Genomic DNA, 25,802 nt, shown 5'->3' on the forward strand with positions numbered 1-25,802 from the left:
GGCGGACGATCAGAAGAAGACGCTTCGCGGGTTCATCCGGTCCTCGGCGGTCGCCGCGGACAGCCAGCCCAGTTCCACCGGTACGGAGTAGAGCCGGCCCGGACCCAGCCGGCGCCAGAAGTGGCGCAGGCCCGGGACCATGACCTTGGCGACCTTCAGCTCCAGGTCGGGCAGGCTCTGGTCGAGGACGATCACTTCGAGGCCCGCCTTGCGCACCCGCTCGACACCGTGACGGATGTCCTTGGCCAGGTCACCGGAGAACAGGCCGGAGTAGCCGCCGGCCGAGGTGGTGGGGAGGTTCGCGGACGGAACGACCCAGGGGTCCTGGGCAACCGTCACCTGCTGGAGCCACTCGAGCGTGTCCGGGTCGTCCTCCCAGTAGTCGGTGGACCCGTCCGCCTTGCGGTTGATCACCGCCGGCAGGAACTGGTTGACCTCGGTCAGGGCCCGCAGCACGGCGATCCGCACGTCCAGGTGCGCCCCGAATCCCAGCAACACGTCCTCCACCGGATGGTCGACCCGGCGCGAGACCGCGGCGAAGGTGGGGATGCCCAGGTCGGTGGTGATGTCCACGACCTCCAGGCTGCGGTTCATGCCGGCGTAGAACTCGCGAAGGGTGTCGATGTACGGCTCGTGCAGGCTGTCGAGATCGAAGCCGGGCCGCAGCGCGCGGTTGTACCACCACAGGCCGACCGCGTCGCGCTCGCAGAGTTCACAGAACGCCTGGAGGATCGCCTCTTCGAGGGTGTTCCCGGCGGCGTTGCCGTTGCCGTCGCTGAAACAGTAGAAGTTGTCCTCCAGGTCGGGGTGGCCGAACCAGGCGTACGCTGCCGGCACCAGTCGCTCCCGGTCGTGCGTCAGCGACCACGCCGCCGTCCAGTCGATCTCGCGGCCGGCGTCGAACGGATCCGGCACGATGTGCAGCCGGCCCGCGCCGTTGTGGTTCCATTCCTCCCGGCCGGCGTACTGGGCCTCGGAGTACAGCAGCAGCTCGTTGGCGTGCACCGCCAGGTCGGAGCCGAGCGCCTCGAAGCTTGCCCGGCGGGTGGGGCGGTCGTTGCGCCATACTCCCGAGTACCGTTCGATGGCCTCGCACATTCCGCTGACCCGGGCCTGGATGTCGGTGCGGCCCTTGCCACCGCTCTGGCCGCGCAGGTTGCGGCGCAGCATGGCGAGGTTGTCGCCGGGCATCGCGAAGTTGTGGCCGGCCGAGTAGCTGTAGGTGACGCCGTTGTCGACGTCATTGAGCGGCCGCAGCGAGCTGACGGCGCCGGTCAGCCGGCTGACGTGCTTCTCCAGCCGCTTGTAGGTGTCGTCGGGGCGCATCGTCCGGTGCCCGCCGTCCGCGCTGAACCGCACGGCCTGCTCGGTCAGTTCGATCCGGGGGGCGACGTGCAGGACCGAGGGGTCTCCACAGCCGGGACACTGCGGCCGCCGGATCAGCTGGTGGCGTTCGGTCCGCATGGTCGGGACATACACCGAGGTCAGGACTCCCCGGTAGTCGGCCGCCTCCGCCCCGATGATGCCGGCCACGGCACCGACGACCATCTGCGCCGAAAGCCCCCCCGACCAGGGAGATGTCGCCAGAGAGGTGAGGAGCGGAGCTTCGTCGCCCCGCTTGCGCTTGAGATACGCCTCCACCTGCCGGTTGCCTTCCAGCCGTTGGGCCAGGCACTGCCAGCATCCGGTGACGTCCGGCACCAGGTAGGGGCCGGTCCAGACATCGGCGCCGTTGGGCTTGGCCAGCAGCCAGGGAATGCCGGCACCGCGCAGGCGGGCGTCGACGGCGGCGAGTTCGGGGTTGCCGTAGTCGTCGGCGAGCACGACGGCCAGGGTCGGAGCGGAGACACCGGCCGCCGCGGCGGTGACCGGCCGCACCTCGATGCCGGTCGTCCGCAGCGCGGCCACCACCTCCGCCTCGTCCACCGCACCCACCGAGGTGATCTCCACCTGGGCCTCGTCCAGCCGCCGGGTGGCCTCGGCGGCGTCCACGCCCTGGGCCTCCCAGAAGGCCACGGAGGCACGGTCGGTCCCGACAGGACCCTCGGCGAGGTGGTTGAAGCGCTGGAACTTGCTGATGGCGAAGACGACTTCGCCCAGTGTGAACCGGTCGGAGAGCTTCTGGGCTATCTCGGCGATCGCGTGCGTCCCGTCCAGGAAGGGCACCACCTCGGCGACCGCCTTTCCCTGGACCAGATAGTGGCCTTCCTCCGACACCAGGAAGACCCGATCCGGGCTGACGACCTGCGGGACAAGGTGTGCCTTGAAGCGAGGCAGATCCACTGCGCCCTCCAAAAACATCTCGATGTGGTCCGACACTTTATTACCCGCCGGGACAGGTAAAGCAAGGAATTCAGGGCCACCGTCGGCTATTCTTTCGGCGCTCCTGGACTGCACCTGCCGGGTGGCCTTCTTATCCATAAGGGGGCCTCCCCCTAGCCCTACGGGCCACTCGCTTCCGACCGCCCTGAGCTGCAACAACGGCATGGGGATGCAGGTTCTGCGGATACGGGCGAGGTCCCAAAAAAGATGGGACCACAATCGAAAAGATCGCAGTTGACTTATAGGTGGTCGGCTCTGAATGATTTCCGCATCCACCCGAAGCCGACTTGACTCGGAATCGACAAGAAATAAGGGGGACCCATGGAGCCCAGGGAGAGGTCGGCATTCGTCGGCTCTTACACCAAGGTGCTGACGGCTGCCTGGTCGAACGATGACTACGTGACGCAACTGGAGGGGAACCCGCGCGCCGCGCTGGCCGAGCAGGGCCTGGAACTGCCGGCGAACGCAACCGTGCGCATCATCCGGGACATCGGGGGTGATCCCGATCTGGAGGCTCAGGTGGCCCTCTGGGAAACCGGCAAGACGACTGGTGTCTACGAGCTGAGGGTGCCCAGCTCACCCCAGATCGAGGACCGCGAGCTGTCCGAGGCCGACCTGGAGGCCGTATCAGGCGGCGACAACACCTACTGCTGCTGCTGTTCCCCCTGCTGCTGCTGCACCTGACGGGTATGGCGTCGCGGCGCCCCCGGCCTTCAGCCCTCGATCACGCTCAGGACCCCAAGGTGGTACAGATGCCCGGACCGGAAGTCATCGGGGTGTCCGGACTGCGCAAGTCCTACGGAGCCGTACCCGTGCTGCACGGGGTCGACCTCCATGTGCAACGCGGCGAGATCTTCGCTCTGCTCGGCCCGAACGGCGCGGGGAAGACCACCACGCAGGAGATCCTCACGGGCTTCAGCAGCCGCAGCGCCGGGTCGGTCAGCGTCTTCGGCCAGGACCCCGTCGGCGCCGGGCCCCAGTGGCGCGCCCGCATCGGCATCGTCCCTCAGGACATGGGTTCTTTCGACGAGCTCACGGTCAAGGAGGTCGTCTCCCACTTCGCCTCCCTGTACCCCGACCCCCTGCCCGTCGACAGCGTGATCGAGCGGACGGGACTCGGCGAGAAGGCGAACGAACGCACTGTGCGGCTCTCCGGTGGCCAACAGCGCCGCCTGGACATCGCACTCGGCATCGTCGGACGCCCCGAACTGGTCTTTCTCGACGAACCCACCACGGGCCTCGATCCGCAGGCCCGGCGCGTCACCTGGGACCTGATTCGGGCGCTGGCGACGGACGGCACCACAGTGATGCTCACCACCCACTACCTGGACGAAGTCGAGGTGCTCTGCGACCGGGTCGCCATCCTGCTGCGCGGGAAGGTCGCCGCAGAGGGCGTGCCCAAGGACATCGGGGGGCGCGCCGACGGTGAGGCCGTCATCGAGTTCCACGCTCTCGGCGCGCTGCGCGGGGCGGAACTGCCGCCCGTCCAGCAGGCCGGGGCGCCTCCGCTCGGACGGGCGGATGGCCAGGTCCGGATCAGCACGAACGCACCGGCCGCGACGCTGCGCGTCCTGCTCGACTGGGCGGCCCGGCTCGGGAGCGACGACCTCCCGGGACTGACCGTCACCAGACCCACCCTGGAGGACGTCTACCTCCGGATGATCGCATCGGCCGATGCCGCGACCACGGCGCCCGAGTCCCGTCCGGAGGACGTCGCATGACTGATGGCATGGAAACCACGGCCGTGGGGGATCAGTCCGGGCTCCGCCCGCGCAGACAGCAGATGCCCTCGATCGGCAGGGTGGCGGTGGCCCGCGCCGGCATCGAGCTGAAGTGCTACTTCCGCAACCGGCAGGCGGTGATCTTCACCTTTGCCCTGCCGCTCGTGCTGCTGCTGATCTTCGGCGCGATCTACAGCGGCGACGCCCCCGGCACCCACACCCCCATGAAGCAGGTGCTGATCGCCGGAATCATCGCCTCCGGCATCATGAGCACCACCTTCTCCAGTCTCGCCGTCGCCATCGCGATCGAGCGCGACGACGGCACCCTGCGCCGGCTGGCCGCGACCCCCATGTCGCCGGCGTCGTACCTCCTGGCCAAAGTCGCACAGGCCTTCGTCACCGGAGTGCTCGAGACCGTGGTGCTGCTGACCGTCGGCGTCGGCCTGTTCGGCCTGCACCTCCCGGACACCGCGGCACGCTGGTTCACCTTCGCCTGGGTGGTCGCCCTGTCCATCGTCGCCTGCTCCTTCCTCGGCATCGCCTACAGCCGGGTGGCGCCCAACGCGCGCGCCGCGGCGCCAGTGGTGCAACTGCCGTACCTGACGCTTCAGCTCGTCTCGGGCGTGTTTTTCGTGTTCACCTCCCTCCCCGGCTTCATGCAGGTGGTGGCGGGGTGCTTCCCGCTCAAATGGATGGCTCAGGGGCTGCGGTCGGCGTTCTTGTCCGACTCCTTCCAGCAGTCCGAGGCGGCCGGCAGCTGGGAGCACGGGCGTACGGCTCTGATCCTCGGCGGGTGGTGTGTGGCCGGGCTCCTGCTGAGCCTGGCGACCTTCAAGTGGGGGCGAGCCAAGAAATGAACACGCTTTCCGGGCGTCGGCCGTGACGCCCGGAATACCTTCACGAAGGAGATCCATGGAACCCAGGGAAAGGTCGGCGTTCGTCAGCTCCTACACCAAGGTGCTGACGGCCGCCTGGTCGAACGATGACTACGTGACGCAACTGGAGGGGAACCCGCGCGCCGCGCTGGCCGAGCAGGGCCTGGAACTGCCGGCGAACGCAACCGTGCGCATCATCCGGGACATCGGGGGTGACCCCGACCTGGAGGCTCAGGTGACCCTCTGGGAAACCGGCAGGACGACCGGTGTCTACGAGCTGAGGGTGCCCAGCTCACCCCAGATCGAGGACCGTGAGCTGTCCGAGGCCGACCTGGAGGCCGTAGCAGGCGGCGACACCTACTGCTGCTGCTGCTCACCGTGCTGCTGCTGCACCTGATCCGACGGCGGACCGCCTGAACCCGTCGGCCGTAACGGACGAGGAGCTCGTTCGTTACGGCCGGCGGGCCCGGCAGAGCCGGACAACGCGACCGAGACGGGGAAGAGTTCGAGAGATGACGTCAGCCGACCTGTCTGCCGGGCTCAGCCCGCCCTCCGCCGAGGCTGGGCGGCGCCAAGTACACCTGGTCGAGATGACCGTGATGCCCGGCGTCCGCTACAGCACCGTGCTGGGCTACCTGCAAGCCGCCGCCGAGGCGGCCCCGGACCTCGCCGAAGCCTGTTCCTTCACCAAACACGTGTACATGCAGGGCGGGGACGCTTTCGAGGGCGCCTGCGCCAAACTGCTGGGCGCGCTGGAGGATCCCCTGGCGGTGGCCTTCACCGTCTACTTCTGGAACCGGCCCAGCACGCTCGAACTGGCCCGGCGGGTCAAGGAGCGCTGGCCCCGCTGCCGCATCGTGATCGGCGGAAACGATGTGACGCACCAGCAGGTGGTGTTCACCGAAGCGCCCTGGGTCGACGTCCTCGTCCACGGCGAGGGAGAGTTGCGCTTCCGCGACCTGCTGCGCGTATTCCTGCGCCATGAGGAGCCGACCACCGCCGACCACGAGTTGGCGGCCCTGCCCGGCATCAGCTACCTCTCCGCCGGTGGCGAGGTGGTCACCACCCCCGAAGCCCCCCGGATCGCGGACCTCGGCGAGCTGCCCTCACCGCTGCTCGGGAACACCTGGACCGACGAGGACATCGCGCGCTCCCGGATGCTGGTGTACGAAACCAACCGGGGCTGCCCCTACTCCTGTGCCTTCTGCTACTGGGGCGGGGCCACCAACTCCAAGATCCGCCAGTTCCCCATGGACCGCATCCAGGAGGAACTGGAGCGCATCGTCCGGATCGCCGCCAACGGCACCCAACTGTTCATAGCCGACGCCAACTTCGGCATCGTCGCGCGCGACGTGGACATCGCACGCCACATCGTGGAACTGTGCCGGCGCCACAACAAGCGGCTGCTGGTGATGACGAACTGGGCGAAGAACACCAACGGCCGCGTGGTGGAGATCGCGGGGATCCTGTACCGGGCCGGGCTGACCGGGGCCATCACTCTCTCGGCACAGTCCTTCGACGCCGAGGTGTTGCAGATCGCCAACCGCCGAAACATCCGGGTCGACAACTACCGTCGCATGCAGACCCAGTTCCGGGCCCAGAACATCCCCACCTACACCGACCTCATCTGGGGCCTGCCCGGCGAATCCCGCGCCACCCACCTGACCGGGATCGAGGAGGCAATCACGTCGGGCGGCTCGCCGGTCATCTACCCTCTGCTGCTGCTCAACAACACCGACTACACACACGACCGCTTCCGGGACGATCACGGTCTGCGCACCGGGTATCTGCCCTGCGACCCCGGGAACACGGACCTGATGGCCGACGTCGTGATCGAGCACTCCCGGATGACGTTCGAGGACTGGCTGAGCGGGATGGCTTTCCGGATCCCGCTGACGCTCTTCCACAAGTGCCTGCTCCGCTCGACGCTGAGGGTCCTCGCCGAGATCACCGGCGTGCGCACGGTGGACCTGGTGGAACTGCTCGGCCCGTTCCTGCGCGAGGGGGGTGGGGACGACCCGTTGATCTCCTTCCTGATGGCCGACTACGCCCGTGCCTGGCGGGAGCCCGCCAGCTTCAACCGTGACCTGTTGTACGGATACGTCGGGCGCCCCGTGATCCATGAAGAAGTCCACTACCAGGCAATTCTTCGGCGCATCGTGGGCGATGAGGGCCGTGCCGCCCACTACGCCCGGGCGGCCGTGGACTTCCTGTACGAAGCGCTCACCTCCCAAGGGCGCCCACTGCCGGACCGCGCCGACCTCGACATGGTCACCGACCTGGACCTGGCGGCGGCAGCCGTGTTCCGTGCGGGGATCCACGGGAAGGCGGAGGAACACGAACTCGCCCTGCCGGAAGCGCTGTTCGGCCTGTTGCGGTGTTACGGCGACGTGCCGGGCGGAGCGCCCTCGTCCGTTTCTGGCGAAAATCTGGTGCATGTCCGAATCGCGGTGCCCGAGTCGAGAACGCGGTACCCTTTCAGCGCGTACGCGCTCTCGGTCTGGCACGGCAGCGGACGACCACTCCACGATGTCGGCATGCGCCTCAATGTTCACGCCCCGCCGGACGGGGAGGCTGCCAAGACGATCGCGGTATCACCCAAAGCCTAGGAAGCCCCCCGGGCTCTCCGGCCGCCGAACCCACCCTTCGGGAAGGATCCCCGCCGTGAACCGAAACCTGCGCAATACGATCCCAGCCGTCTATGCGGCGCTCATCCTCTTGGGCTTTCTCATCAACACCACCGCCGGAATCGCCGTGATCATCGTCGGCGGCGTACTGATGAGCGTACTTTACACCGCCACCAGGGGCGGTCGTGCCGCGGACGCCACACCGCGCCGGGCCCGTCGGCAGCGCAACCGCCGCTGAGGCGGCACGGCCGGAGCCGATGCCGCCCAGCGCCCCGGAGCACTGGCGGGCGGCGCCCACGCAGCAGGAGGCATTGTGAGCAGCGATCGGGACTACAACCGCGCGGGCGGGGCCGGTCCTGACGACGACCCGTCAGCGGCCGACCTCACCGATGAGGGCACGTACGAGTTCACGTACGTCGGGCCGCGGCTGCAAACCTGGTACATGGTGGCCGCGGTGGAAACCGACGAGCCGGAGAACGGGGAGCCTCAGGACGAGGTGCCGGAGGCGTCGGTACCCGGTGCCGTACCGCAGACGCAGGAGCCGCCGGCCCAACACGAGCCCGGTCAAGCCGGTTACGGCTCCCCCCAGCCGAACCACCCCGGTCAGCCCGTGGCGCCCGGCCAGCCCATAGCGCCCGTCTGGCCCGTGCCGCCTGGTCAGCCCGTGCCGCCTAATCAGCCCGTGCCGCCTGGTCAGCCCGTGCCGCCGATGGCTGCCCCGCAGCCGGACGCCGCGCCGGGCGACCCGCGGGCCCGTCAGCCCGGAGTGCCGCAGGGCTATGGCACTCCCGCGGACCCGCGGGTCGGCGACTCGCCGACGGCCATGCCGGACCAGCGGCAGCGAACCGGTCCGGGCGGCACCCCGCTCGGCCACACCGCGGCGGTCGAGCTGAGTTCCGATCGCCTGCTGCGCAACCAGCCCAAGGCGAAGAAGCCGGGGGCCAACGCGCGGCCGAGCCGCTTCAAGCTCGGCGCCAAGAAGGAGGAGGCGGAGCGACAGCGCAAGCTGGACCTGATCCGCACCCCCGTCCTGTCCTGCTACCGCATGGCGGTGATCAGCCTCAAGGGCGGTGTCGGCAAGACCACGACGACCACTGCCCTGGGGGCGACACTCGCCAGCGAGCGGAAGGACAAAATCCTGGCGATCGACGCCAATCCGGACGCGGGCACGCTGGGCCGCCGGGTACGCCGTGAGACCGGTGCGACGATCCGCGAACTCGTGCAGGCGATCCCGTACCTGCGCAACTACATGGACATCCGCCGGTTCACCTCTCAGGCGCCCTCCGGTCTGGAGATCATCGCCAACGACGTGGACCCGGCGGTCTCCACGACGTTCAACGACGAGGACTACCGGCGCGTCATCGACGTCCTGGGCCGTCAGTACCCGGTGATCCTCACCGACTCGGGCACCGGCCTGCTCTACAGCGCCATGCGCGGAGTGCTGGACCTGGCCGACCAGTTGATCATCGTGTCGACGCCGTCGGTGGACGGCGCGTCGAGCGCGAGCACCACCCTGGACTGGCTGACCGCGAACGGCTACGCCGAGCTGGTCTCCCGCAGCATCACCGTGATCTCCGGGGTGCGCGAGACCGGCAGGATGATCAAGATCGAGGACATCGTGGCGCACTTCCGGACCCGTTGCCGCGGGGTGCAGGTGGTGCCGTTCGACGAGCACCTGGCGGTCGGCGCCGAGGTGGACCTGGACATGATGCGGCCCAAGACACGGGAGGCGTACTTCAACCTCGCGGCGATGGTGGCCGAGGACTTCGCGCGGGCGCAGCAGGCGCAGGGCCTGTGGCCCGGCGCCGGCGGCAACCAGCCGTCGGCACAGCCCCCGCCGATGCCGGGCCGGTACGCGGCACCCGGTCCCTACGGGGACGCCGCGGCCGGTTACCCGCAGCCGTACGGGCCCCCGCCGCAACAGGGCTACGGCTACCCGCCGCCCCCACCACCTCGGCCCGAATCCAACGGCTGATCTCGGAGTGGGGCTTCGCGGTCACGACGCACGGCACCCCGCCGCCCGCTTCGCCCTCCGTCACCGCATCAGGCGTACCGACTGACGGATCACCAGTTGCGTACTGAGGATCACGTAGTCGTCGCCGGCGATGCGTTCCTCCCGGTCCAGGGCCAGGCGGACCGCGGTGCGGCCGAGATCCTCGTACGGCACGCGGACCGTGGTGAGCGACGGGGCGAGGTCGGCGGCGAAGGGCACGTCGTCGAAGCCGACGAGCGAGACGTCCCGGGGAACGTCGAGGCCGGCGTCGCGCAGGGCTGCCAGGGCGCCGAGGGCCACCATGTCGGTGCCCGCGACGACCGCCGTGAAGTCCAGGCCGGCGTCGAGTGCGTCCCGGGTGCGCTGGTAGCCCGAGACACGGGTGTACGCACCGGGCATGTCGAGTTCCCCGTCGTACTCCACGCCGTGGGCCCGCAGGGCCCGCACATAGGCGTCGCGGCGCTGGTCGCTGGTGCTCAGCCCGGGGATGCCGCCCAGGAAGAGAAGGCGTCGGTGTCCGGAGGTGAGGAGATGGTCGGCGGCCTGGAAGGCGCCGCCGCGGTTGTCGTACTCCACGACCGTGACCGGCAGGTCGCCGGGCAGCGGGGGGCGGCCCACCAGCACCAGCCGGGAGCCGGCCGCGTCCAGCGCCCGGGCGTACTCGGCCATGCGCCGGTGGTAGGCCTCGTCCTGTGACGCGCCGCCGACGAGGACGACGGCCGCCGCGTGCTGCTCGCGCATCATCTGCACGAGGTCGTCCTCGCGCTGCTCGTCGCCGTGCGTGGCGCAGACCAGGCTCAGCCGCCCGCGGGCCGCGGCTTCCTGCTCCACTCCGGCGGCGACATGGGCCAGGGACGGGCCGGTGATGTCCTTCAGGACGAGGGCGATGGGCCCGGCGACGCGGCCGGAGAGCGCCTTGGCGTGGACGTTCACGACGTAGTGCAGGGACTCGACCGCTGCCATGACCCGGTCCCGGGTGGCCGCTGAGACCGGGTAGTTGCCGGCGAGCGTTCGGGAAACGGTTGCTACGGAGACTCCGGCCCGCTCGGCGACATCACGAATCGTGCTCGGCCGGTCGTCGTTGTTGCGGCCCCGGCGACGCCTTGCCGTCTTGGGGCCGGGGCCCGCTCCGGAGCCGTTTCCATTCACCGTCACGCTCCGACGTTACTGCATCGGAGGCCTCTTGCGGGTGGCGAGAAGCAGAAACTACTGTCCCTCATCTAGTAATCGTTTACCATCGGAGTCTGTCATCGTGTCCGTCACCCATCTGCGCTGGGGCACCGACGAGCTGTCCCTGCTCCTTTCGTACGCCCCGGAGGGACCGGTGCGACTGCTGGCGGCCGGGGAGGCCGCCGGTCTGCCGGACCCCGCCCTCCAGCCCGAACTGTGCGACCGGCTCGCGCACCGGGCCCTGCCCCTGGTCGAGATCCAGACCGCCGGCAGCGGACGCCTCGGCACCTCAGGCAAGCGTCATGTGGACGGCGCCGCCTCCCGGGCCCTGCGCCATGTCGGCCACGAGGAGCACGAGGAGGAGGACGAGGAGGGCGAGGAGGGCGCGAGCCTTCGGGTGCTTCGGGTCCGGATGGCCGACGAGGTCACCGGCCTGACGGTCACCGCCGTCTACCGGCTGCGCGCCGGTGTCCCCGCCCTCACCGCCGAGGCGTACGTCGAGAACGCCGGCGAGCAGCCGGTCACTCTGGAGTACGTCTCCTCCTTCGCCCTCTCCAACCTCGCGCGCGGCCTCGCCGACGGCAGCCGCTGGGAGGACGGACTGTCGCTCTGGCTGGCGGCCAATCCCTGGAGCGGCGAGTTCCGGTGGGCCCGGGCCACCCTGGCCCAGCGCGGTCTCCACGACGTCGGCATGGTGCCGTTCGGGCAGACCGGCTCCAAGAACCGTATCGCCGTCACCAGCACGGGTTCCTGGTCCTCCTCCGAGCACCTGCCTCTCGGCTGCGTCGAGGAGACCGCGACCGGCGCCGCACTGATGTGGCAGATCGAGCACAACGGCTCCTGGCACGCCGAGTTCGGCGACCGGTTCGAAGACGTGTACCTCGCGCTGTCCGGGCCGACCGACCGCGAACACCAGTGGCGCCATCGCCTGGAACCGGGCGAGTCGTTCCGCACGGTGCCCGTCTCCGTCGCCGTCGTCCCTTCCGGCGGATTCGAGGCCGCGGTGGACGCCATGACCCGGCACCGTCGCCTCACTCGGCGGCCGCACCCCGACCACCAGGGGCTGCCGGTGGTCTTCAACGACTTCATGAACAGCCTGATGGGCGAGCCGAGCACCCCGGCACTGCTGCCGCTCGTGGACGCGGCGGCCGCGGCCGGAGCCGAGGTGTTCTGCATCGACGCCGGCTGGTACGACGCGGAGCCGCCCGGCGCGGTGGGCCCCGGTGGGGTGCCGGGCTGGTGGGACGCCGTCGGCGAGTGGGTGGAGTCCGCCCCGCGGTTCCCCGGCGGGCTCGGCGAGGTCATCGAACGCATCCGGGCGCAGGGCATGGTCCCCGGGCTGTGGCTGGAGCCGGAGGTCGTGGGCGTCCGCAGCCCGATCGCCGCCGCCCTGCCCGACGAGGCGTTCTTCCGGCGGGACGGCGTACGGCTCGTGGAGTGGGGCCGCCATCAGCTGGACCTGCGTCATCCGGCCGCCCGCGGCCATCTGGACGCGGTCGTGGACCGGCTGGTGCGTGACTACGGCATCGGCTATCTCAAGCTCGACTACAACATCGACATCGGCCCCGGCACCGACGGCCCCCGCCCCGCCGACGGCCCCGGCCATGGTCTCCTCGGCCACAACCGCGCCTACCTGGACTGGCTGGACGGTGTGCTCGACCGCCATCCCGGCCTGGTGCTGGAGAGCTGCGCGGCCGGCGGCAGCCGCACCGACCACGCGATCCTCTCCCGGCTGCCCATCCACTCCGTCAGCGACCAGCAGGACTTCCGTCTCCTGCCGGCCATCGCGGCCGCCGCGCCCAGCGCGGTCACCCCCGAGCAGGGCGCCATCTGGGCGTATCCGCTGCCGGAGCACAGCGAGGCGGAGCTCGGCATGGTGATGGTCTCGGCGCTGCTCGGCCGCGTCCATCTGAGCGGGCGCCCTGACCTGCTCACCCCCGAACAGGCGGCGCTGGTGCGCCGGGCCGTCGACACGTACACGACCTACCGGCATCTGCTGCCGGGCGCCCGGCCCCGCTGGCCCCTGGGGCTCCCCCACTGGCGCGACGGGTGGACGGCCCTGGCCCTCACGGCCGAGGACGACACCACCCTGCTGGCGCTCTGGCGCCGCGACGGCGCCCCGCAGACGCTGCACGTCCCCCTGCCCTGGGTCCGCGAGGGCTCCCGGCCCCGGGTGCTGTTCGGGGCGGGGCCGAGCCCGGCGTACGAGTGGAACGGCCGGGATCTCAGGGTGACCCTCCCCGTCGAACGGTCCGCGGTGCTGCTGGGGTTCGGCACCGGCTGACGCAGGAGGGCGGTTGGGCACGATGCCCAACCGCCCTTCTTACTAGTCCCGGCCCGCCACCGGGATCCAGACCCGCATCGCGCCCGGCTCACGGTTGGCCCAGGCGTAGTACGGAATCGCCGTCAGCTCGACCGAGCCGTCCGGCCGCCGCGGGCGCGTCCCGTGCGGCGCATACGGCCATCCGCCGGCGTCCGGCGCCGGAAGCCGATCGCCGGAGGCGGCCACGGTGACGATCCCGCCCAGCAGGTCGGGACGGTCCTGCTCGGCCAGCGGCGCAAAGGGGTCGAGGGCGACGCCGTCGGGGTCCAGGCCGTCGGGCTGGTCGGTCTGCTCCAGGCAGTACACCAGCGGTCCGCGCTCGATGGCGACACAGCCGCGGACGGCGTCGACGCGAGGGGACGGGGCCGTCAGCCGGGGCGGCATCGCGAGGGCGAGCCGGACGGTGTCGCCGGGGGCGAAGGCGCGGGTGAGGCGCAGCCAGCCGTCCTCCACCCGGGCCTCTGCCGGGGTGCCGTCGACCGTGAGCGTGTGGTCCGTGCACCAGGCCGGCAGGCGCAGGGAGAGCGTGCGCTCGGCCTCCGGAGCCTCCTGGACGGTCACCGTCACGGTGCCGTGCCACGGGTACTCGGTGCTCACGCCCACGGTCAGGTCGCCGCCGCCGTAGGTGCCGGTGGCGTACTGGTGCAGTTGGAGGCCGTTCGCGTCGCTGCTGGCCACGTAGTGCGGCAGGCTCGCGAGCAGGCGCATGACATTGGGCGGGCAGCAGGCGCACCGGAACCACGGGGTGCGGTGGGCGGTCTGGTCACCGGGGCGCATCTGCGGGCGGGCCCGCAGATGGAGCGGGTTGATGTAGAGCCAGGTGTGGCCGTCGAGGCCGACGCCGCCGAGGAAGCCGTTGAAGAGAGTGCGTTCGACCAGGTCGGAGTAGCGGGCCTCGCCGGTGAGCAGGGCCATGCGCCAGGAGAAGTGCACGGAGGCGATGGCGGCGCAGGTCTCGGCGTAGGCGCGGTCGGCGGGCAGTTCGTGGGCGTCGTCGAAGGACTCCCAGTCGTGCCGGGAGCCCACCGCGCCGGTGAGGTAGGTCTTGGTGGCCACCATGTCCTGCCACAGCCGTTCCAGCGCGGCGCGCAGCCGCGGGTCGCCGGTCTCGGCGGCCAGGTCGGCGGCCCCGGCGAGCAGGTAGAGCTGGCGCACGGCATGGCCGGTCACCTCATCGGCCTCGCGGACCGGCAGATGGTCCTGCCAGTAGGCGGGCCCGGGGTCGCGGTCGTGGCCGCGGTCGGCGCCCGCCGCCAGGGTGCCGTGGCCGCGCCGGTCGAGGAAGTACCCGGCCAGGCTCAGATAGCGGGGCTCGCCGGTCGTGCGGTAGAGCTCGACGAGCGCGGTCTCCACCTCCGGGTGTCCGCAGACGCCGTCCCGCTCCTTGCCGGGGCCGAAGACGGAGTCGATGTGATCGGCGAACCGGCAGGCCACGTCGAGCAGCCGGCGCGATCCGGTGGCCCGGTGGTGGGCCACGGCGGCCTGCATCAGGTGTCCGGCGCAGTACAGCTCGTGTCCCCAGCCCAGCTCGGTCCAGGGTTCGCCGGCGCCGAGCTGGTAGTACGTCTGGAGGTAGCCGTCCTCGCGCTGGGCCGAGGCGACCAGTGCGACGACGGCCCGGACCTCGTCGGCGAGGGCCGGGTCGGGTGCGTCGGCGAGCTGCCAGGAGGCGGCCTCCAGCCACTTGTAGACGTCGGAGTCCTGGAACTGGAAGTCGCCGGAGAAGCCGGGCAGGCCGTCCCCGGTGGTGCGGAGCACCGCGGCGGCGCGGAAGTTGGCGAGGTTCTCGGCGGCCTCCAGCCGCTCGGGCCCGTCGGCGACGGACACGTCGGCGTTGACCCGGCGGCGTTCGGCCCAGAAGCCGCCCTCGATCCGGGCCAGGGTGGCGGGGTGCAGGGTGGTGACGGCGTCCGGGGTGGGGCGGACGGGCCCGGAGTGTGCGGGGCCGGAGCGTGCGGGGCCGGAGCGTGCGGGATTCAGTGGGGTCTCCAGGGCGACAGGGACGGGCACGGGCACGGGGGGCGGGCACAGGGGACAGGCACGGGGGGGGTGGGTCAGTTCTTGCGCGGCACGGTCGTGGTGCCGGGCGCGATGATCAGGCGCTGGTGGCGAGCTCGGCCCGCAGCACCTGGTACGCCGGGGAATCCCCCGTCGCGAGGCGCTCCAGCTCCTCCACGACCGTGCCGCCGAGGCGGGCGAGTTCGTTGCCGAGCGAGCCGGCGATGTGCGGGGTGAGGAAGACGTTGGGCAGGCGGTAGAGCGGGGAGTCGGCGGGCAGCGGCTCCGGCTCGGTGACGTCGAGGATCGCGCTGAGGCGCCCGCTGAGCAGTTCGCCGGCGAGGGCCTCGTGATCGACGAGGGCACCGCGCGAGGTGTTGATCAGCATGCTTCCGTCGGGCATGAGGGCGAGCCGTTCCCGGGAGAGCATGTGATGGGTCTCCGGGGTGTCCGGGGCGTGCACGCTGACGATGTCGCTGGTGCGGAGCAGCTCGTCCAAGGGCAGCGGCACGGCGCCGAGTCGGGATGCCTCGATGGTGTCGACGTACGGGTCGTACAGGCTCACCGAGAGATCGAAGGGGCGCAGCAGCTCCAGCAGCCGGCGGCCGACGCGCGAGGCGCCGATCAGGCCGACGCGCCGGCCGAGGTTGCCGAGCGCGTCGTGCTCCTGGGGGGCGGGGTAGACGTGTTCGGCACGGAAGCGTTCCCGCAGCGCGAAGGCGTCCTTCCCGGCGAGGAGGATCGCGGCGAGGGTGTACTCGGCGACGGGCAGCGCGTTGGCGCGGACGGAGCTGGAGATGGTGAGTCCGCGCTCCCAGAACGGTTCGCCGACCATGTGGCGGACGCTGCCACCGGTGTGCAGGACGGTCCGCAGGCGGGGGGCCGCGGCCAGCGCCCGCTCACCGATGTACGGACAGCCCCAGCCGGTGATGAGCACCTCGGCCCGGGCCAGCGCCGACGCGGCTGCCGGGTCGGCGAAGTCCTGCACGACGAGTCGGGGGTCGATCCGCACCAGGCAGCGCAGCCGCTCCATCAGGTGCGGCGGGAAGAGCTCGGGCAGATGCACCGGGTTCATCGCGAACACGGCGGAGGGCAGCGAGTGAGTGGGCATGGTGCTCCTGCTCGGGCACGGAGGCGGGCGCGGAGGCGGACATGAGGACGCCACGAAGGGGCCTCACCCGGGAGTAAACGTATTCTACGTTAGGATCCGTCGTCCCGCCGGTCAATGCCCCCGGCCGCGCGCGCCCATAAGACCTGATCAGCGAGGCCATCGCGGAAGGCGAGCGCGCGGATCAGAGCCACCACCACGTAACGTTCTTGAAAGTTCGACGAAACATTCCGGCCCTTTCCTCTTGTGATTCCGGCCCCTCCGGCCGTACGGTCCACAGCAGTCAAGACAGCAAACGATTACTGTTCCACGAGGTGCTCCTCCCTCGGACGGTAGTCATCCCTCCGTGGAGGACCGATGTCCAAGTTCCGCTTCCGCAACAGAGCCCTTGTCCCGGTGGCTGCCGCGGCGTCTCTCTCCCTGCTGCTGTCCGCCTGTTCCGGCTCCGACGACGGCGACGCCGCCGCCCCCGGCACGAAGGGGAACGTCACGCTCGAGTTCTGGAGCTGGACCGACGGCATCGAGGCCCAGACCGAGGTGTGGAACAAGGAGCACCCGGAGACCCAGGTCAAGTTCGTCAACGCGGCGGGCGAGACGGTCTACCAGAAGCTGCGCGCCGCGGTGAACGCCGGTACCGCCCCCTGCCTGTCCAAGATGGACGGAGCGAACCTGGCGAATTTCGCCGCCGATGGACTGCTCACCGACATCACCAAGGTCTCCGCCCCGTACAAGGCGGCGTACACCACCGCGGCGTGGAACGCGGTGAGCCCCGGCGGCACCACCTTCGGCATCCCCATGGGCTCCTCGCCGCTGTTCACCGCCTACCGCGCGGATCTGTTCCAGAAGTACGGGATCGAGGCCCCGAAGACCTGGGAGGACCTGATCGCCGCCGGCAAGAAGGTCCAGCGGAAGGACAAGAACGTAAAGATCTACAACATAGCGGGGGAAGACCCGAGCACTCTGGTCGACCTCTCCTGGGAGTCCGGCGCGCAGTGGTACAAGGCGGCCGGCGACCACTGGGAGATCGGCTTCACCACGCCCGAGGCCCTCGATGCCGGCGACATCATCCAGCAGTTCGTCGACAACGACCTCACCTCCAGCGCGTCGTACGCCGACCCGGGGGTGTTCAAGACGTGGGACCGCGGCAAGACCATCGCGATGACCACCTCGACCTGGCAGTTGCCGATCTACAACACGAACTTCCCGAAGTCCAAGGGAGATTGGCAGCTGGCCGACTCGCCGGTCTTCGACACCGCGAAGCCTCGGACCTCCAGCAACTTCGACACCACGGCCGTGCTCAAGGGCTGCAAGTACCCGGACCGGGCGGCGCAGTTCGCGGCCTGGATGTCCAGCAGCAAGGAGTCGCTGACCACGCTCACCGACCCCGCGTCCAAGTCGGGTCTGTTCCCGGCGGTCAAGGACGTCTCCCCGTACGTCGACAAGATCATCCCGACGGAGATGTTCAACGGGAAGTCCGACAGCGCCCAAGTGATCACCACCGCCGCCGCCCGGGTCGGTGAGCAGTGGCAGTACGGCCCCAACTACGCCGCCATGTACTCCGAGATGCAGAAGCAGTGGGGCAGGGTCATCAAGAAGGAGCTGAGGGTCAAGGACATGCTGACGAGCCTCCAGAAGTGGACCGTCGACGACCTCAACCACAAGGGCATCAAGGCCGTCGCGGCCGGCTGATCCCCCCGCCAAGCCACCGGTGTCAGCCGGCCCACCTCACCTGGAGAGATCCGTGTCCACCCTGACGCGACCACCCGAGGTCGCCACCCATTCCCCGGTCCGGCGGACCTCCCCCCGCCGGACCGGGAGACGGGGGGCCTACAAGGGGCTGCTGTTCGCCCTGCCCTTCCTCGCGGGCTTCCTGGCCACCTACGTCGCGCCGATCGGCTACGCGTTCAGTCAGAGCCTGTACGAGAAGAAGGGCACCGGTCTCGGCTTCGGCCCGACACGGGTCGTCTACACCGGATTCGACAACTTCGCGTCGGTCCTCGGTGACGAGGACTTCTGGCGGAGCATGCTGCGCACGCTGGTGTTCGGCTCGGCGCAGATCACGGTGATGCTCGGCATCTCCTTGCTGCTGGCGCTGCTCCTGGACGGGGTGGCGGCCCGGGCGGTGCGGTTCTTCCGGGCGGCCCTGCTCATCCCGTACGTCGTCCCGGCCGTGGTCTCGACCCTGATGTGGCTGTTCCTCTACAGCCCGACGGGCAGCCCGCTGCTCGACATGGCCGACCGGGCGGGCACGAGCGTCGAGTTCTTCGGCGGCCTCAACACCTATCTTTCGCTGGGCAACCTGCTCACCTGGCAGGGCATCGGGTTCAACATGATCCTGATCTCCGCCTCGCTCCAGGCCCTGCCCCGGGAGCTGTACGAGGCGGCCCGTCTTGACGGTGCGCGGGAGTGGCGGATCGCCTGGTCGATCAAGATCCCGAACATCACCGGGATCCTGGTGCTGACCGGCATGTTCTCGCTCATCGGCCGGCTCCAGCTGTTCGCCGAGCCGCTGCTGCTGCGGCAGATCGCGCCGGAGTCCGTGAACATGGACTTCACTCCGATGATGGAGATCTTCGATCAGGCGTTCAAGACCGGCAACTACCAGTACGCCGCCGCTGAGTCCATCGTCCTGGCCGTGGTCACCGGTGTGCTGGCTTTCGTGTTCCACCGCGTGACGAGAAGGAAGATGTCATGAGCAGTGCCGCCTCCGGGGGCGGTGTCCGCCCCACCCGCCGCGCGGTGGTCCTCACCACCGGCCTTCTCGTTCTCTTCCTGATCTACTCGCTCGCCCCGACCTGGTTCCTGATCGTCTCGGCGACCAAGAGCCAGACCGACCTCTACTCCACGTTCGGCCTGTGGTTCTCCTCCAACCACCTCGGGGACAACCTTCAGGACATCTGGACCTACCACGACGGAGTGTTCGCCCGCTGGGTCGGCAATTCCGTTCTCTATTCGTCCCTCGGCGCGGCGGGGTCCACCCTTGTCTCGCTCGCTGCCGGATACGGGCTGTCGAAGTTCGAGTTCCGGGGCCGCGGGGCCCTGTTCGCCACCATCGTCGGCGCCTCGCTGCTGCCGAGCACCCTGCTAGCGTTCCCGCTCTACCTGGTGTTCTCCGAGATCGGGCTGACCAACAGCATCTGGTCGCTCCTCATCCCGTATTTCATCAATCCGTTCGGGGTCTACCTCGGCAAGGTGTACGCCGACAGTTCCGTACCCACCGAGCTGATGGAGGCGGCCCGCCTCGACGGCGCGGGCGACCTGCGGGTCTTCTTCTCGGTCGCGCTGCCGCTGATGCGGACCGGCGGCATCACCATCTTCATGCTCGACTTCATCGGCATCTGGAACAACTTCTTCCTCCCCCTGTTCATGCTCAACGGCGAGCGCACCTTCCCGGTGACCCTGGGCCTCTACTCGTGGCTCCAGCAGGCCCAGACCGCCCGCGACATGAACACCCTCGTCCTCACCGGGTCCCTGCTGTCGATCGTTCCGCTCGCCATCTTCATGTTCACGCTCCAGAGGTACTGGCGCAGCGGAATCCTCATGGGCAGCCTCAAGTAAAGGATCACCAGCCGTGCCCAACGCTCCCAGAGTTCCCGGCCGCCGTGAGGTGCTCAAGTACGCCGGCACGACCGGCGTCGCGGCGGCCGGACTCGGCCTGCTGAACACCCCGTCTGCCGCGGCGGAGCCCGCCGCGGCCGCGGGCGCCACCGTCACACCGGCCGTCTGCAAGCCGCTGGACATCGTTGTCTTCGGTGATGCCGACTCCGAGGCCGCCCACGCGCTCACCACCACCCGCTCCGACACCGTGACCGGCGGCCTGGGCCAGAGCGCCCGGGTCCTCAACCCCTCCGATCCGGTGTCCTACTGGGGTGGCACCCTGAAGTTCGAGGCCGCGGTCAGCCCGGCCGGCACCACGTATGTCACCGTCCGTCTGTGGGGCGACGACTACGACACCACCTCGCAGCAGGCGGCCTCCGGCACCAACATGTGGCGGCTCCAGCTCTTCTGCGACGGACTCCAGGTCGGCTACCAGGACGAGGGCGCCGTCGACAGCCTGGACATCCTCGACACGTCCCCGCGCACGCCCGGCCGGTTCTTCTTCCACACCCTGCCGCTGCCGGAGCGCATGACCTCCGGCAAGAAGAAGGTGACACTGGAGATCCGGGCGATGGGCCGCATCTGGTCCTACGGCCAGAACGCCGACCAGCTCTACTACAAGATGACCACGCCCTCGCGCGGCATCTACCGGCTCTACACCCACACCGAGCCGTACTTCATTCCGCCCAGGGGTGAGGTTCAGGGCCCCGCCCCGGAGCCGAAGAAGCGCACGGTCGAGGGCCCTGAGGCGCTGGAGGCCGTCCGCAAGCGCGTGGACAAGGACCAGAGGTACTACCTCACCACCGCGAACCCGGCCGGCATGGACGCCTTCGCCTTCCAGTCGCTCGCCGAGGGCTACCTGTGGTCCGGCAGCCCCGCGTACCGGAAGCCGGAGGCGCTGGACCGGGTCCTTCGGGCGATCGACGGCCGTTACCTGGCCTGGAAGTCCGACCAGGCGGTGCTCACCGGCTCCGACCAGCAGTGGCAGGGGTTCGGCCGGGTGGGCCTGGTGCTCGCCCTCCTCTGGGAGCACCTCGGTGACCGCCTGGACGCGAAGGTGACCGGTTCCCCGTACGAGATCGCCAACCCCGGCTTCGAGGAAGGCGGCGACACGCCCACCGGCTGGGAGGTGCCCGGCTGGGGCAGGACCGCCGACGCCACCTGGTCGCGGGACACCTCGGTCTCCCGGTCCGGCTCCGCGTCCCTCAAGGTCACAGCGACCGCGGCAGGCGGGTTCATCACCGTCTACTCCTCCCCCAAGGCCCGGGTCGGCAAGGGCGTTCACACCTACGGCGCCTGGATCAGGACGGACGGGGTCACGGGGACGGGTGCCCACATCGACCCGCTCTTCTTCGACGGAGGCGGCAAACTCGTCGGCAGCGACCACCGCAAGTTCGCCGCCACCGGCACCCATGGCTGGGAGTACGTGTCCATCGACCTGGACACCCCGGACGGGGCCACCCAGGTCGAGTTCCATCTGCGGCTCAGCGGCCCGGGCACGGCCTGGTTCGACGACCTGGTGGTCACCGCGCCGGCGGGCACCGGCGGGCCCGAACAGCCGCCGGTCCGGCGCGACGCGTACATCGACATGCTCAAGTCCAGCCGGGACTACTGGCGGCAGCACTTCCCGCACTACACCAACCAGTCGCAGATCTGCGCCATCGGCATCTACCAGGCCAACCGCGGCCTGGCCCTGCTCGCACCGGAGCTCGCCCTGCCGGACAAGAGGGCCCGCGACTACATGTACCAGTCGCTCGGCATGAAGCCCTATCTCGGCAAGGAGGACGCCGACGGCAAGCCGACCAAGCCGCTCGGCGAGGGCTACTACCAGGTCACCGGGGCGGGCCTGACGCGCGAACTGGGCTATGTGGGCAGCTACGGCGAGGTCATCGACTGGCTCGTGATGATGTACGAGTCGGTCACCCGCGGGCACGGAGGTCAGGAGGCACCGGAGCTGCGCGAGCAGATGATCAAGATCATCAAGGCGCGTGGCAGGTTCCGGGTGGTCGACGTCGACGAGACGGGCGCCCGGGTCTCCCGGATCGAGACCGTCGTCGGCTGGCGCAACGAGGTCTACCCCGGCGAGATCGCCTACGCCTCGCGTACGGCGTGGGACTCCCACCCCGTGATGTCGGCCGCGGTGTTCAAGGACCCGGAGATCGTCGGCTGGACCCAGGAGATGGTGGCCGACGGCCAGTTCTACAAGCAACTGGACCTGCTCATCCACCACAGCTGGACCCGGGTCGGACTGGCCGGGCTGCGCCTGGTCTCCCGTGACTGGGACGCCTTCCAGGCTCTCCCGGCCCGCCCGGGGCGCGTCCCCACCGCCTGGGACCGGCCCGACTTCGTCTTCACCGACGAGGAGAACGGCGTCCTCGCCGTGAAGAACGGCAGGGAACTGCTCTTCGCCTCCCTCTACTGGCGGGCCCGGCAAGGCGTCAACGACTATGCCCGCATCCACCACCTCACCCCCACCGACCAGCGCTCCGCGACCGTCCGCCAGCGCTCGGCCGGCACCACCGGCGACACGTTCACCGTCCGCGACTGGGTCCTGTGGGACTACGCCATCAACGACCCCGGGGCCGGGCACATCCCGCCCGGCGGGTTCCCGCCGCCCGGCGACACCCTCCACCAGTCGCAGAAGGGCGACGTCCACCGCCTCGCACCCGTCCCGGCCGATGTCCCGGACCCCGCGGTGGGCGTCCACTTCGACGGCGTCGAGACCATGCTCGTCGGCCGCGCGCCCTTCTATCTGTGCGAGTACGGCGACTATCTGATCGCCATGAACACCAGTGCCGACAAGACCTTCACGCTGTCCGCCCGCCAGGCCTTCGGCCCGGCCCAGGACCTCGCCACCGGCCGCACGATCGGCGCCGGACAGCGGCCCGAGGTCGGCCCGCGCAGCACGCTCGTGCTGTACCGGGGGCGGCGCACCACCGACTGACCGCCCCACCCCGGGGGAGCCCGGCCGCCCCGCGGCTCCCCCGCTCTCGCACCCCGCCTTTCGACCACTCAACGACGAGTGAAAGAGGAAGACGCATGACCGAGCCGCACTCCCCCACGCCCGGCTCCCCCAGCCGCCGCCGCTTCCTTCAGATCACCGCCATCGGCACCGCCACCGCCGCGGCGGGCGCCGCCCTCACCCCCACGGCCGGCGCCGCCATCACGTCCTTCATCCACCCCGGCGTCCTGCACAAGCTCTCCGACATCCAGCGGACGAAGTCCCGTATAGCCGCCGGCACCGAGCCCTGGCTGAGCGGCTGGAACGTCCTCAAGGCCGACCAGTACTCGCAGTCGTCGTACGCGATGAAGGGCCCGTTCTCCTCGGTGGACCGGGGAACGACCGAGCTGCACAACTGGGAGTTCTGGAACGACTGCAACGCCGCCTACCAGAACGCCCTGATGTGGAACCTGACCGGCACCACCGCGCACGCCACGAAGGCCCTCCAGATCATCAAGGCCTGGTCGTCCACGCTCACCTCGATCACCGGCAAGGACGCCCAACTCGCCGCGTCCATCTACGGGTTCAAGTTCGCGGCGGCCGCCGAGCTGATGCGCTACACCGCACCGTCCGGCAGCTGGTCCGCGGCCGAGATCGCCCAGACCGAGAACGTCCTCAGGTCCGTCTTCGTGCCCCTGGTGCGGACCTTCGGCGACGCGGGCTGGGGCACCAACTGCATCAAGGCGATGATGGCGTTCGGGGTGTTCTGCAACGACACCTCCCTCTACAACGCCGCCGTCGACGCCTTCCACCTCCATGACTGCTGCAAGATCAGCCGCGTGATCAGGGACTCCGGCCAGTGCGTGGACAGCGGACGCGACCAGGCCCACACCCAGCTGATCCTCGGCAGCCTGGCCGAGGCCTGCGAGATCGCCTGGATCCAGGGCGAGGACCTGTACTCCGCATCCGGCAACCGGCTGCTCGCCGGCTTCGAGTACACCGCGAAGTACAACACCGGAGGCGATGTGCCGTACACGGTGTGGGGCTCCTGCCAGGCCACCTACAACGCCATCTCCACCGTCGAGCGCGGCAATCTGCGCCCGGTCTACGAGATGGTCTTCAACCACTACGTCAAACGCCGCGGCCTGGGCGCGCCCTCGACCTACGCCGCCATCGAGCGGATCCGTCCCGAAGGACCGGGCTTCCAGTGCGACCACCCCGGGTTCGGCACCCTGATGTACACCCTCTGAGCGGAAACCCCGTCCTGCGCGGCTTCGCACCCGACCCGGCGATCCTGCGGGTCGGGGACGACTTCTACGTCGCCACCTCGACCTTCGAGTGGTGTCCGGGCGTACGTGTCCACCACTCGCGGGACCTGGTCCGCTGGCGTCCGCTGGGCGGGGTGCTGGACAGCGGTCGGCTGCTCGACCTGACCGGCGTCCCCGACTCCGGTGGCGTCTGGACGCCCGGACCGCGGCCCGGATCGGGGTGCGCCCGCCCTCCGACACCACCTGCCGCATGGTGCGGTCCCTCATCCGTTACGAGCACCGCTGACCCCGGTCCCCGCCGGGCCGTCTTTCCCGACGGCCCGGCGGGGTCTTCCGGTCCTCGTCAGTCGCGCCGGGCGACCACCCGGTAGGCGTTGGACAGATGACGGCGGCCGGCCAGCGGCCTGATCACCAGGTGGTCCAGCGCGGCCGCCGCCAGCAGGGCGGGGACGCCCGCCAGCACGGTCGCCGTGCGCAGCGCCCGGCGGAGCCGGCCCGGCGGCCGCGCCAGCCAGGGCTGGTCCTCGGGCGGGGCGACGGCGTTGAGCAGCAGCCACACCGCGCCAAGGAGATCGACCGGGTCGTGCGGCCGGGCGTGCTCCTCGGCGACCACGGTGAAGCCGAGCCCGGTCAGCTCCCGGCGCAGATTGGCCACGGGGACGAAGTGGAGGTGCTGCGGCTGGAGCCAGGGCAGCCACCAGCGGCCCAGCAGCCGGGCGAAGCGGCTCTCCGGGTCGGGCACGTCGATCAGCAGATGGCCGCCCGGCCGCAGCGCCCGCCGCGCCGCGCGCAGCTCGCCCCGGGGGTCCGTGCTGTGCTCCAGATAGTGGAACATGCTCACCACGTCGTAGGCGTCGGCCAGTTCCGCCACCTGCTCGACGAAGCTGCCCCGGATGCCCCGCGTCACCCGGCCCGCCCGCTCGGCCAGTTCCACCCCCGCGCTCAGGTCGAGACCGTCGAAGAGGGTCCCGGGGAAGACCGCGCGGGCCGCCTCGCAGAAGTGGCCGTGTCCGGTGCCGACGTCCAGCCATTTCCCCGGGGCCTCGGCGAAGGGCCGCAGCGACTCGGCGCGCCGGACGTAGGTCTTCGGCCGGCCGGCGAAGAGGCCCGCCATGTCCTTCTCGCCCAGGCCGTCGTAGAAGTCCCGGTAGTAGAACTCCAGGCCCTCGCCGCTCAGCCGCGGGTTCTGGAACACATGGCCGCAGTCCCGGCACCGGTCCAGCCCGAAGCCGCCAGGCTTGTGCTGCATGAGGTCGGTGGTGCGCAGCCGCTCCTCCAGCCGGTCCGAGCCGCACCACGGGCAGTCGGTCCGGCGCGGCTCGAAGAGCCGCTCGGTGCCCCGCGCGAGGTCGTCCGCATAGCGCGGGCGCAGCGCGGCGACGGCCGCGGCGCGGTCGTCATTCTTCAGGGGCTCGGTCATCCCCCGGCTACCGCTGGGGGGAGTCCCCCCAGCGGTAGCCGGGGAATCCCCTGCCGGGGCGCCTGAGCCCCTGTCAACGACGGCGCCCCCCTTCGGCTCCGCCCCGGCTGCCTCCGCGGGGGTACCTGCCAGCGGTGGCTGGGGACGCCCGCGGCCGGGGCCGGGCGCGTCGCTCGCCGGGCCTGGCGCGGTGGGTGGTTCGACGCCGCTGTTCATCTCTCCTCCTATGGGGGTTGCGAAGGTGTCCGGGCGGCGGCCCGCGCCGCCAGTTGTTCGAGGTGGTCTGCTGCCGCCGCGGCGCCGCCGGCCGCGCGAAAGGATGCCTTGACGCGCTCGGCCGCCGTGCGATGGCCCGGCTCGTGCAAAACCGTGTCCAGCGCCTCGCCGAGTCCGGCGGCCGTCACGCGGCCGAACCGCACTCGCACCCCCGCTCCGGCGG

At 70.2% G+C, this 25,802-nt stretch carries 18 protein-coding genes and 2 pseudogenes; 14 read left to right on the top strand and 6 right to left on the bottom strand.

Translation table 11 applies throughout. The annotated features are described in order from the left end of the window. Window positions 1-9: 9 nt before the first annotated feature. Window positions 10-2,283 carry a TOMM precursor leader peptide-binding protein gene (locus tag ABTY62_RS44685; RefSeq protein WP_352135129.1) on the bottom strand — a complete coding sequence of 758 codons (2,274 nt, stop codon included), beginning with the start codon at window positions 2,281-2,283 and terminating at the stop codon, window positions 10-12. Between the two features lie 438 nt (window positions 2,284-2,721). Between ABTY62_RS44685 and ABTY62_RS44690 the strand changes: the two genes are divergently transcribed. The 7 genes from ABTY62_RS44690 to ABTY62_RS44720 all read left to right on the top strand — a co-directional run bounded on the left by ABTY62_RS44690 (window position 2,722) and on the right by ABTY62_RS44720 (window position 9,520). After that, on the top strand, window positions 2,722-3,006 hold the full coding sequence (locus tag ABTY62_RS44690; protein ID WP_352135130.1) for a hypothetical protein: 285 nt from the start codon (window positions 2,722-2,724) through the stop codon (window positions 3,004-3,006). A gap of 68 nt (window positions 3,007-3,074) precedes the next feature. Next, on the top strand, window positions 3,075-4,043 hold the full coding sequence (locus ABTY62_RS44695; RefSeq protein WP_352135131.1) for an ABC transporter ATP-binding protein: 969 nt from the start codon (window positions 3,075-3,077) through the stop codon (window positions 4,041-4,043). Then, entirely contained in the window at window positions 4,040-4,900 is an 861-nt protein-coding gene (locus tag ABTY62_RS44700) for an ABC transporter permease (RefSeq protein WP_352135132.1), read from the top strand. Before ABTY62_RS44695 ends, ABTY62_RS44700 begins: the two co-directional genes overlap by 4 nt. Window positions 4,901-4,955: 55 nt before the next feature. Continuing rightward, on the top strand, window positions 4,956-5,315 hold the full coding sequence (locus ABTY62_RS44705) for a hypothetical protein (protein ID WP_352135133.1): 360 nt from the start codon (window positions 4,956-4,958) through the stop codon (window positions 5,313-5,315). 115 nt (window positions 5,316-5,430) lie between these two features. Continuing rightward, the gene (locus tag ABTY62_RS44710) at window positions 5,431-7,527 is read left to right on the top strand and encodes a radical SAM protein (protein ID WP_352135134.1); all 2,097 of its coding nucleotides are present in this window, start codon (window positions 5,431-5,433) and stop codon (window positions 7,525-7,527) included. A 55-nt stretch (window positions 7,528-7,582) separates the two neighbouring features. Continuing rightward, on the top strand, window positions 7,583-7,783 hold the full coding sequence (locus ABTY62_RS44715) for a hypothetical protein (RefSeq protein WP_352135135.1): 201 nt from the start codon (window positions 7,583-7,585) through the stop codon (window positions 7,781-7,783). A 75-nt stretch (window positions 7,784-7,858) separates the two neighbouring features. Beyond that, on the top strand, window positions 7,859-9,520 hold the full coding sequence (locus ABTY62_RS44720) for a nucleotide-binding protein (RefSeq protein WP_352135136.1): 1,662 nt from the start codon (window positions 7,859-7,861) through the stop codon (window positions 9,518-9,520). A 60-nt stretch (window positions 9,521-9,580) separates the two neighbouring features. Here the strand turns inward: ABTY62_RS44720 and ABTY62_RS44725 are convergent, their stop codons facing one another. Continuing rightward, entirely contained in the window at window positions 9,581-10,693 is a 1,113-nt protein-coding gene (locus ABTY62_RS44725; protein ID WP_352135137.1) for a LacI family DNA-binding transcriptional regulator, read from the bottom strand. Between the two features lie 97 nt (window positions 10,694-10,790). Between ABTY62_RS44725 and ABTY62_RS44730 the strand changes: the two genes are divergently transcribed. Beyond that, window positions 10,791-12,992 (top strand): glycoside hydrolase family 36 protein, encoded by a 2,202-nt coding sequence (locus ABTY62_RS44730; RefSeq protein WP_352135138.1) that lies wholly within the window; start codon window positions 10,791-10,793, stop codon window positions 12,990-12,992. A 42-nt stretch (window positions 12,993-13,034) separates the two neighbouring features. Here ABTY62_RS44730 and ABTY62_RS44735 read toward each other — a convergent pair whose 3' ends face one another. Further along, window positions 13,035-15,023, bottom strand: a complete 1,989-nt coding sequence (locus ABTY62_RS44735; RefSeq protein ID WP_352135147.1) for a glycoside hydrolase family 127 protein — start codon at window positions 15,021-15,023, stop codon at window positions 13,035-13,037. Window positions 15,024-15,126: 103 nt separating this feature from the next. Next, window positions 15,127-16,140 carry a hydroxyacid dehydrogenase gene (locus ABTY62_RS44740; protein ID WP_352135139.1) on the bottom strand — a complete coding sequence of 338 codons (1,014 nt, stop codon included), beginning with the start codon at window positions 16,138-16,140 and terminating at the stop codon, window positions 15,127-15,129. Window positions 16,141-16,494: 354 nt separating this feature from the next. Between ABTY62_RS44740 and ABTY62_RS44745 the strand changes: the two genes are divergently transcribed. The 6 genes and pseudogenes from ABTY62_RS44745 to ABTY62_RS44770 form a co-directional block, all read left to right on the top strand. Beyond that, complete coding sequence (locus tag ABTY62_RS44745) at window positions 16,495-17,826, top strand: ABC transporter substrate-binding protein (RefSeq protein WP_352135140.1); 1,332 nt, start codon at window positions 16,495-16,497, stop codon at window positions 17,824-17,826. 52 nt (window positions 17,827-17,878) lie between these two features. Continuing rightward, on the top strand, window positions 17,879-18,832 hold the full coding sequence (locus ABTY62_RS44750; protein ID WP_352135141.1) for a carbohydrate ABC transporter permease: 954 nt from the start codon (window positions 17,879-17,881) through the stop codon (window positions 18,830-18,832). Further along, complete coding sequence (locus tag ABTY62_RS44755; RefSeq protein WP_352135142.1) at window positions 18,829-19,695, top strand: carbohydrate ABC transporter permease; 867 nt, start codon at window positions 18,829-18,831, stop codon at window positions 19,693-19,695. Before ABTY62_RS44750 ends, ABTY62_RS44755 begins: the two co-directional genes overlap by 4 nt. Window positions 19,696-19,708: 13 nt before the next feature. Further along, a complete protein-coding gene (locus tag ABTY62_RS44760) occupies window positions 19,709-22,678 on the top strand; it encodes a Tat pathway signal sequence domain protein (RefSeq protein WP_352135143.1) in 2,970 nt (989 codons plus the stop codon). A gap of 95 nt (window positions 22,679-22,773) precedes the next feature. After that, the gene (locus ABTY62_RS44765) at window positions 22,774-23,925 is read left to right on the top strand and encodes an alginate lyase family protein (RefSeq protein WP_352135144.1); all 1,152 of its coding nucleotides are present in this window, start codon (window positions 22,774-22,776) and stop codon (window positions 23,923-23,925) included. Further along, a pseudogene (locus tag ABTY62_RS44770) lies at window positions 23,922-24,146 on the top strand (family 43 glycosylhydrolase); the annotation flags it as partial. The gene ABTY62_RS44765 and the pseudogene ABTY62_RS44770, both read left to right, overlap by 4 nt. A gap of 140 nt (window positions 24,147-24,286) precedes the next feature. Here ABTY62_RS44770 and ABTY62_RS44775 read toward each other — a convergent pair. Together ABTY62_RS44775 and ABTY62_RS44780 are read right to left on the bottom strand one after the other, a co-directional pair. Continuing rightward, window positions 24,287-25,363 carry a class I SAM-dependent methyltransferase gene (locus tag ABTY62_RS44775; RefSeq protein ID WP_352135145.1) on the bottom strand — a complete coding sequence of 359 codons (1,077 nt, stop codon included), beginning with the start codon at window positions 25,361-25,363 and terminating at the stop codon, window positions 24,287-24,289. 224 nt (window positions 25,364-25,587) lie between these two features. Beyond that, window positions 25,588-25,802: pseudogene (locus tag ABTY62_RS44780) on the bottom strand (glycosyltransferase); the annotation flags it as partial.

The organism is Streptomyces sp. NPDC097640, assembly GCF_040302705.1.
In the GTDB taxonomy this organism is placed as follows: Bacteria; Actinomycetota; Actinomycetes; order Streptomycetales; family Streptomycetaceae; genus Streptomyces.

Coding starts and splice junctions, on each gene's coding strand:
- ABTY62_RS44695 (WP_352135131.1), top strand. CDS start 3,075: ATGCCCGGACCGGAAGTCATCGGGGTGTCCGGACTGCGCAAGTCCTAC.
- ABTY62_RS44700 (WP_352135132.1), top strand. CDS start 4,040: ATGACTGATGGCATGGAAACCACGGCCGTGGGGGATCAGTCCGGGCTC.
- ABTY62_RS44705 (WP_352135133.1), top strand. CDS start 4,956: ATGGAACCCAGGGAAAGGTCGGCGTTCGTCAGCTCCTACACCAAGGTG.
- ABTY62_RS44710 (WP_352135134.1), top strand. CDS start 5,431: ATGACGTCAGCCGACCTGTCTGCCGGGCTCAGCCCGCCCTCCGCCGAG.
- ABTY62_RS44740 (WP_352135139.1), bottom strand. CDS start 16,140: ATGCCCACTCACTCGCTGCCCTCCGCCGTGTTCGCGATGAACCCGGTG.
- ABTY62_RS44745 (WP_352135140.1), top strand. CDS start 16,495: ATGTCCAAGTTCCGCTTCCGCAACAGAGCCCTTGTCCCGGTGGCTGCC.
- ABTY62_RS44755 (WP_352135142.1), top strand. CDS start 18,829: ATGAGCAGTGCCGCCTCCGGGGGCGGTGTCCGCCCCACCCGCCGCGCG.
- ABTY62_RS44765 (WP_352135144.1), top strand. CDS start 22,774: ATGACCGAGCCGCACTCCCCCACGCCCGGCTCCCCCAGCCGCCGCCGC.
- ABTY62_RS44775 (WP_352135145.1), bottom strand. CDS start 25,363: ATGACCGAGCCCCTGAAGAATGACGACCGCGCCGCGGCCGTCGCCGCG.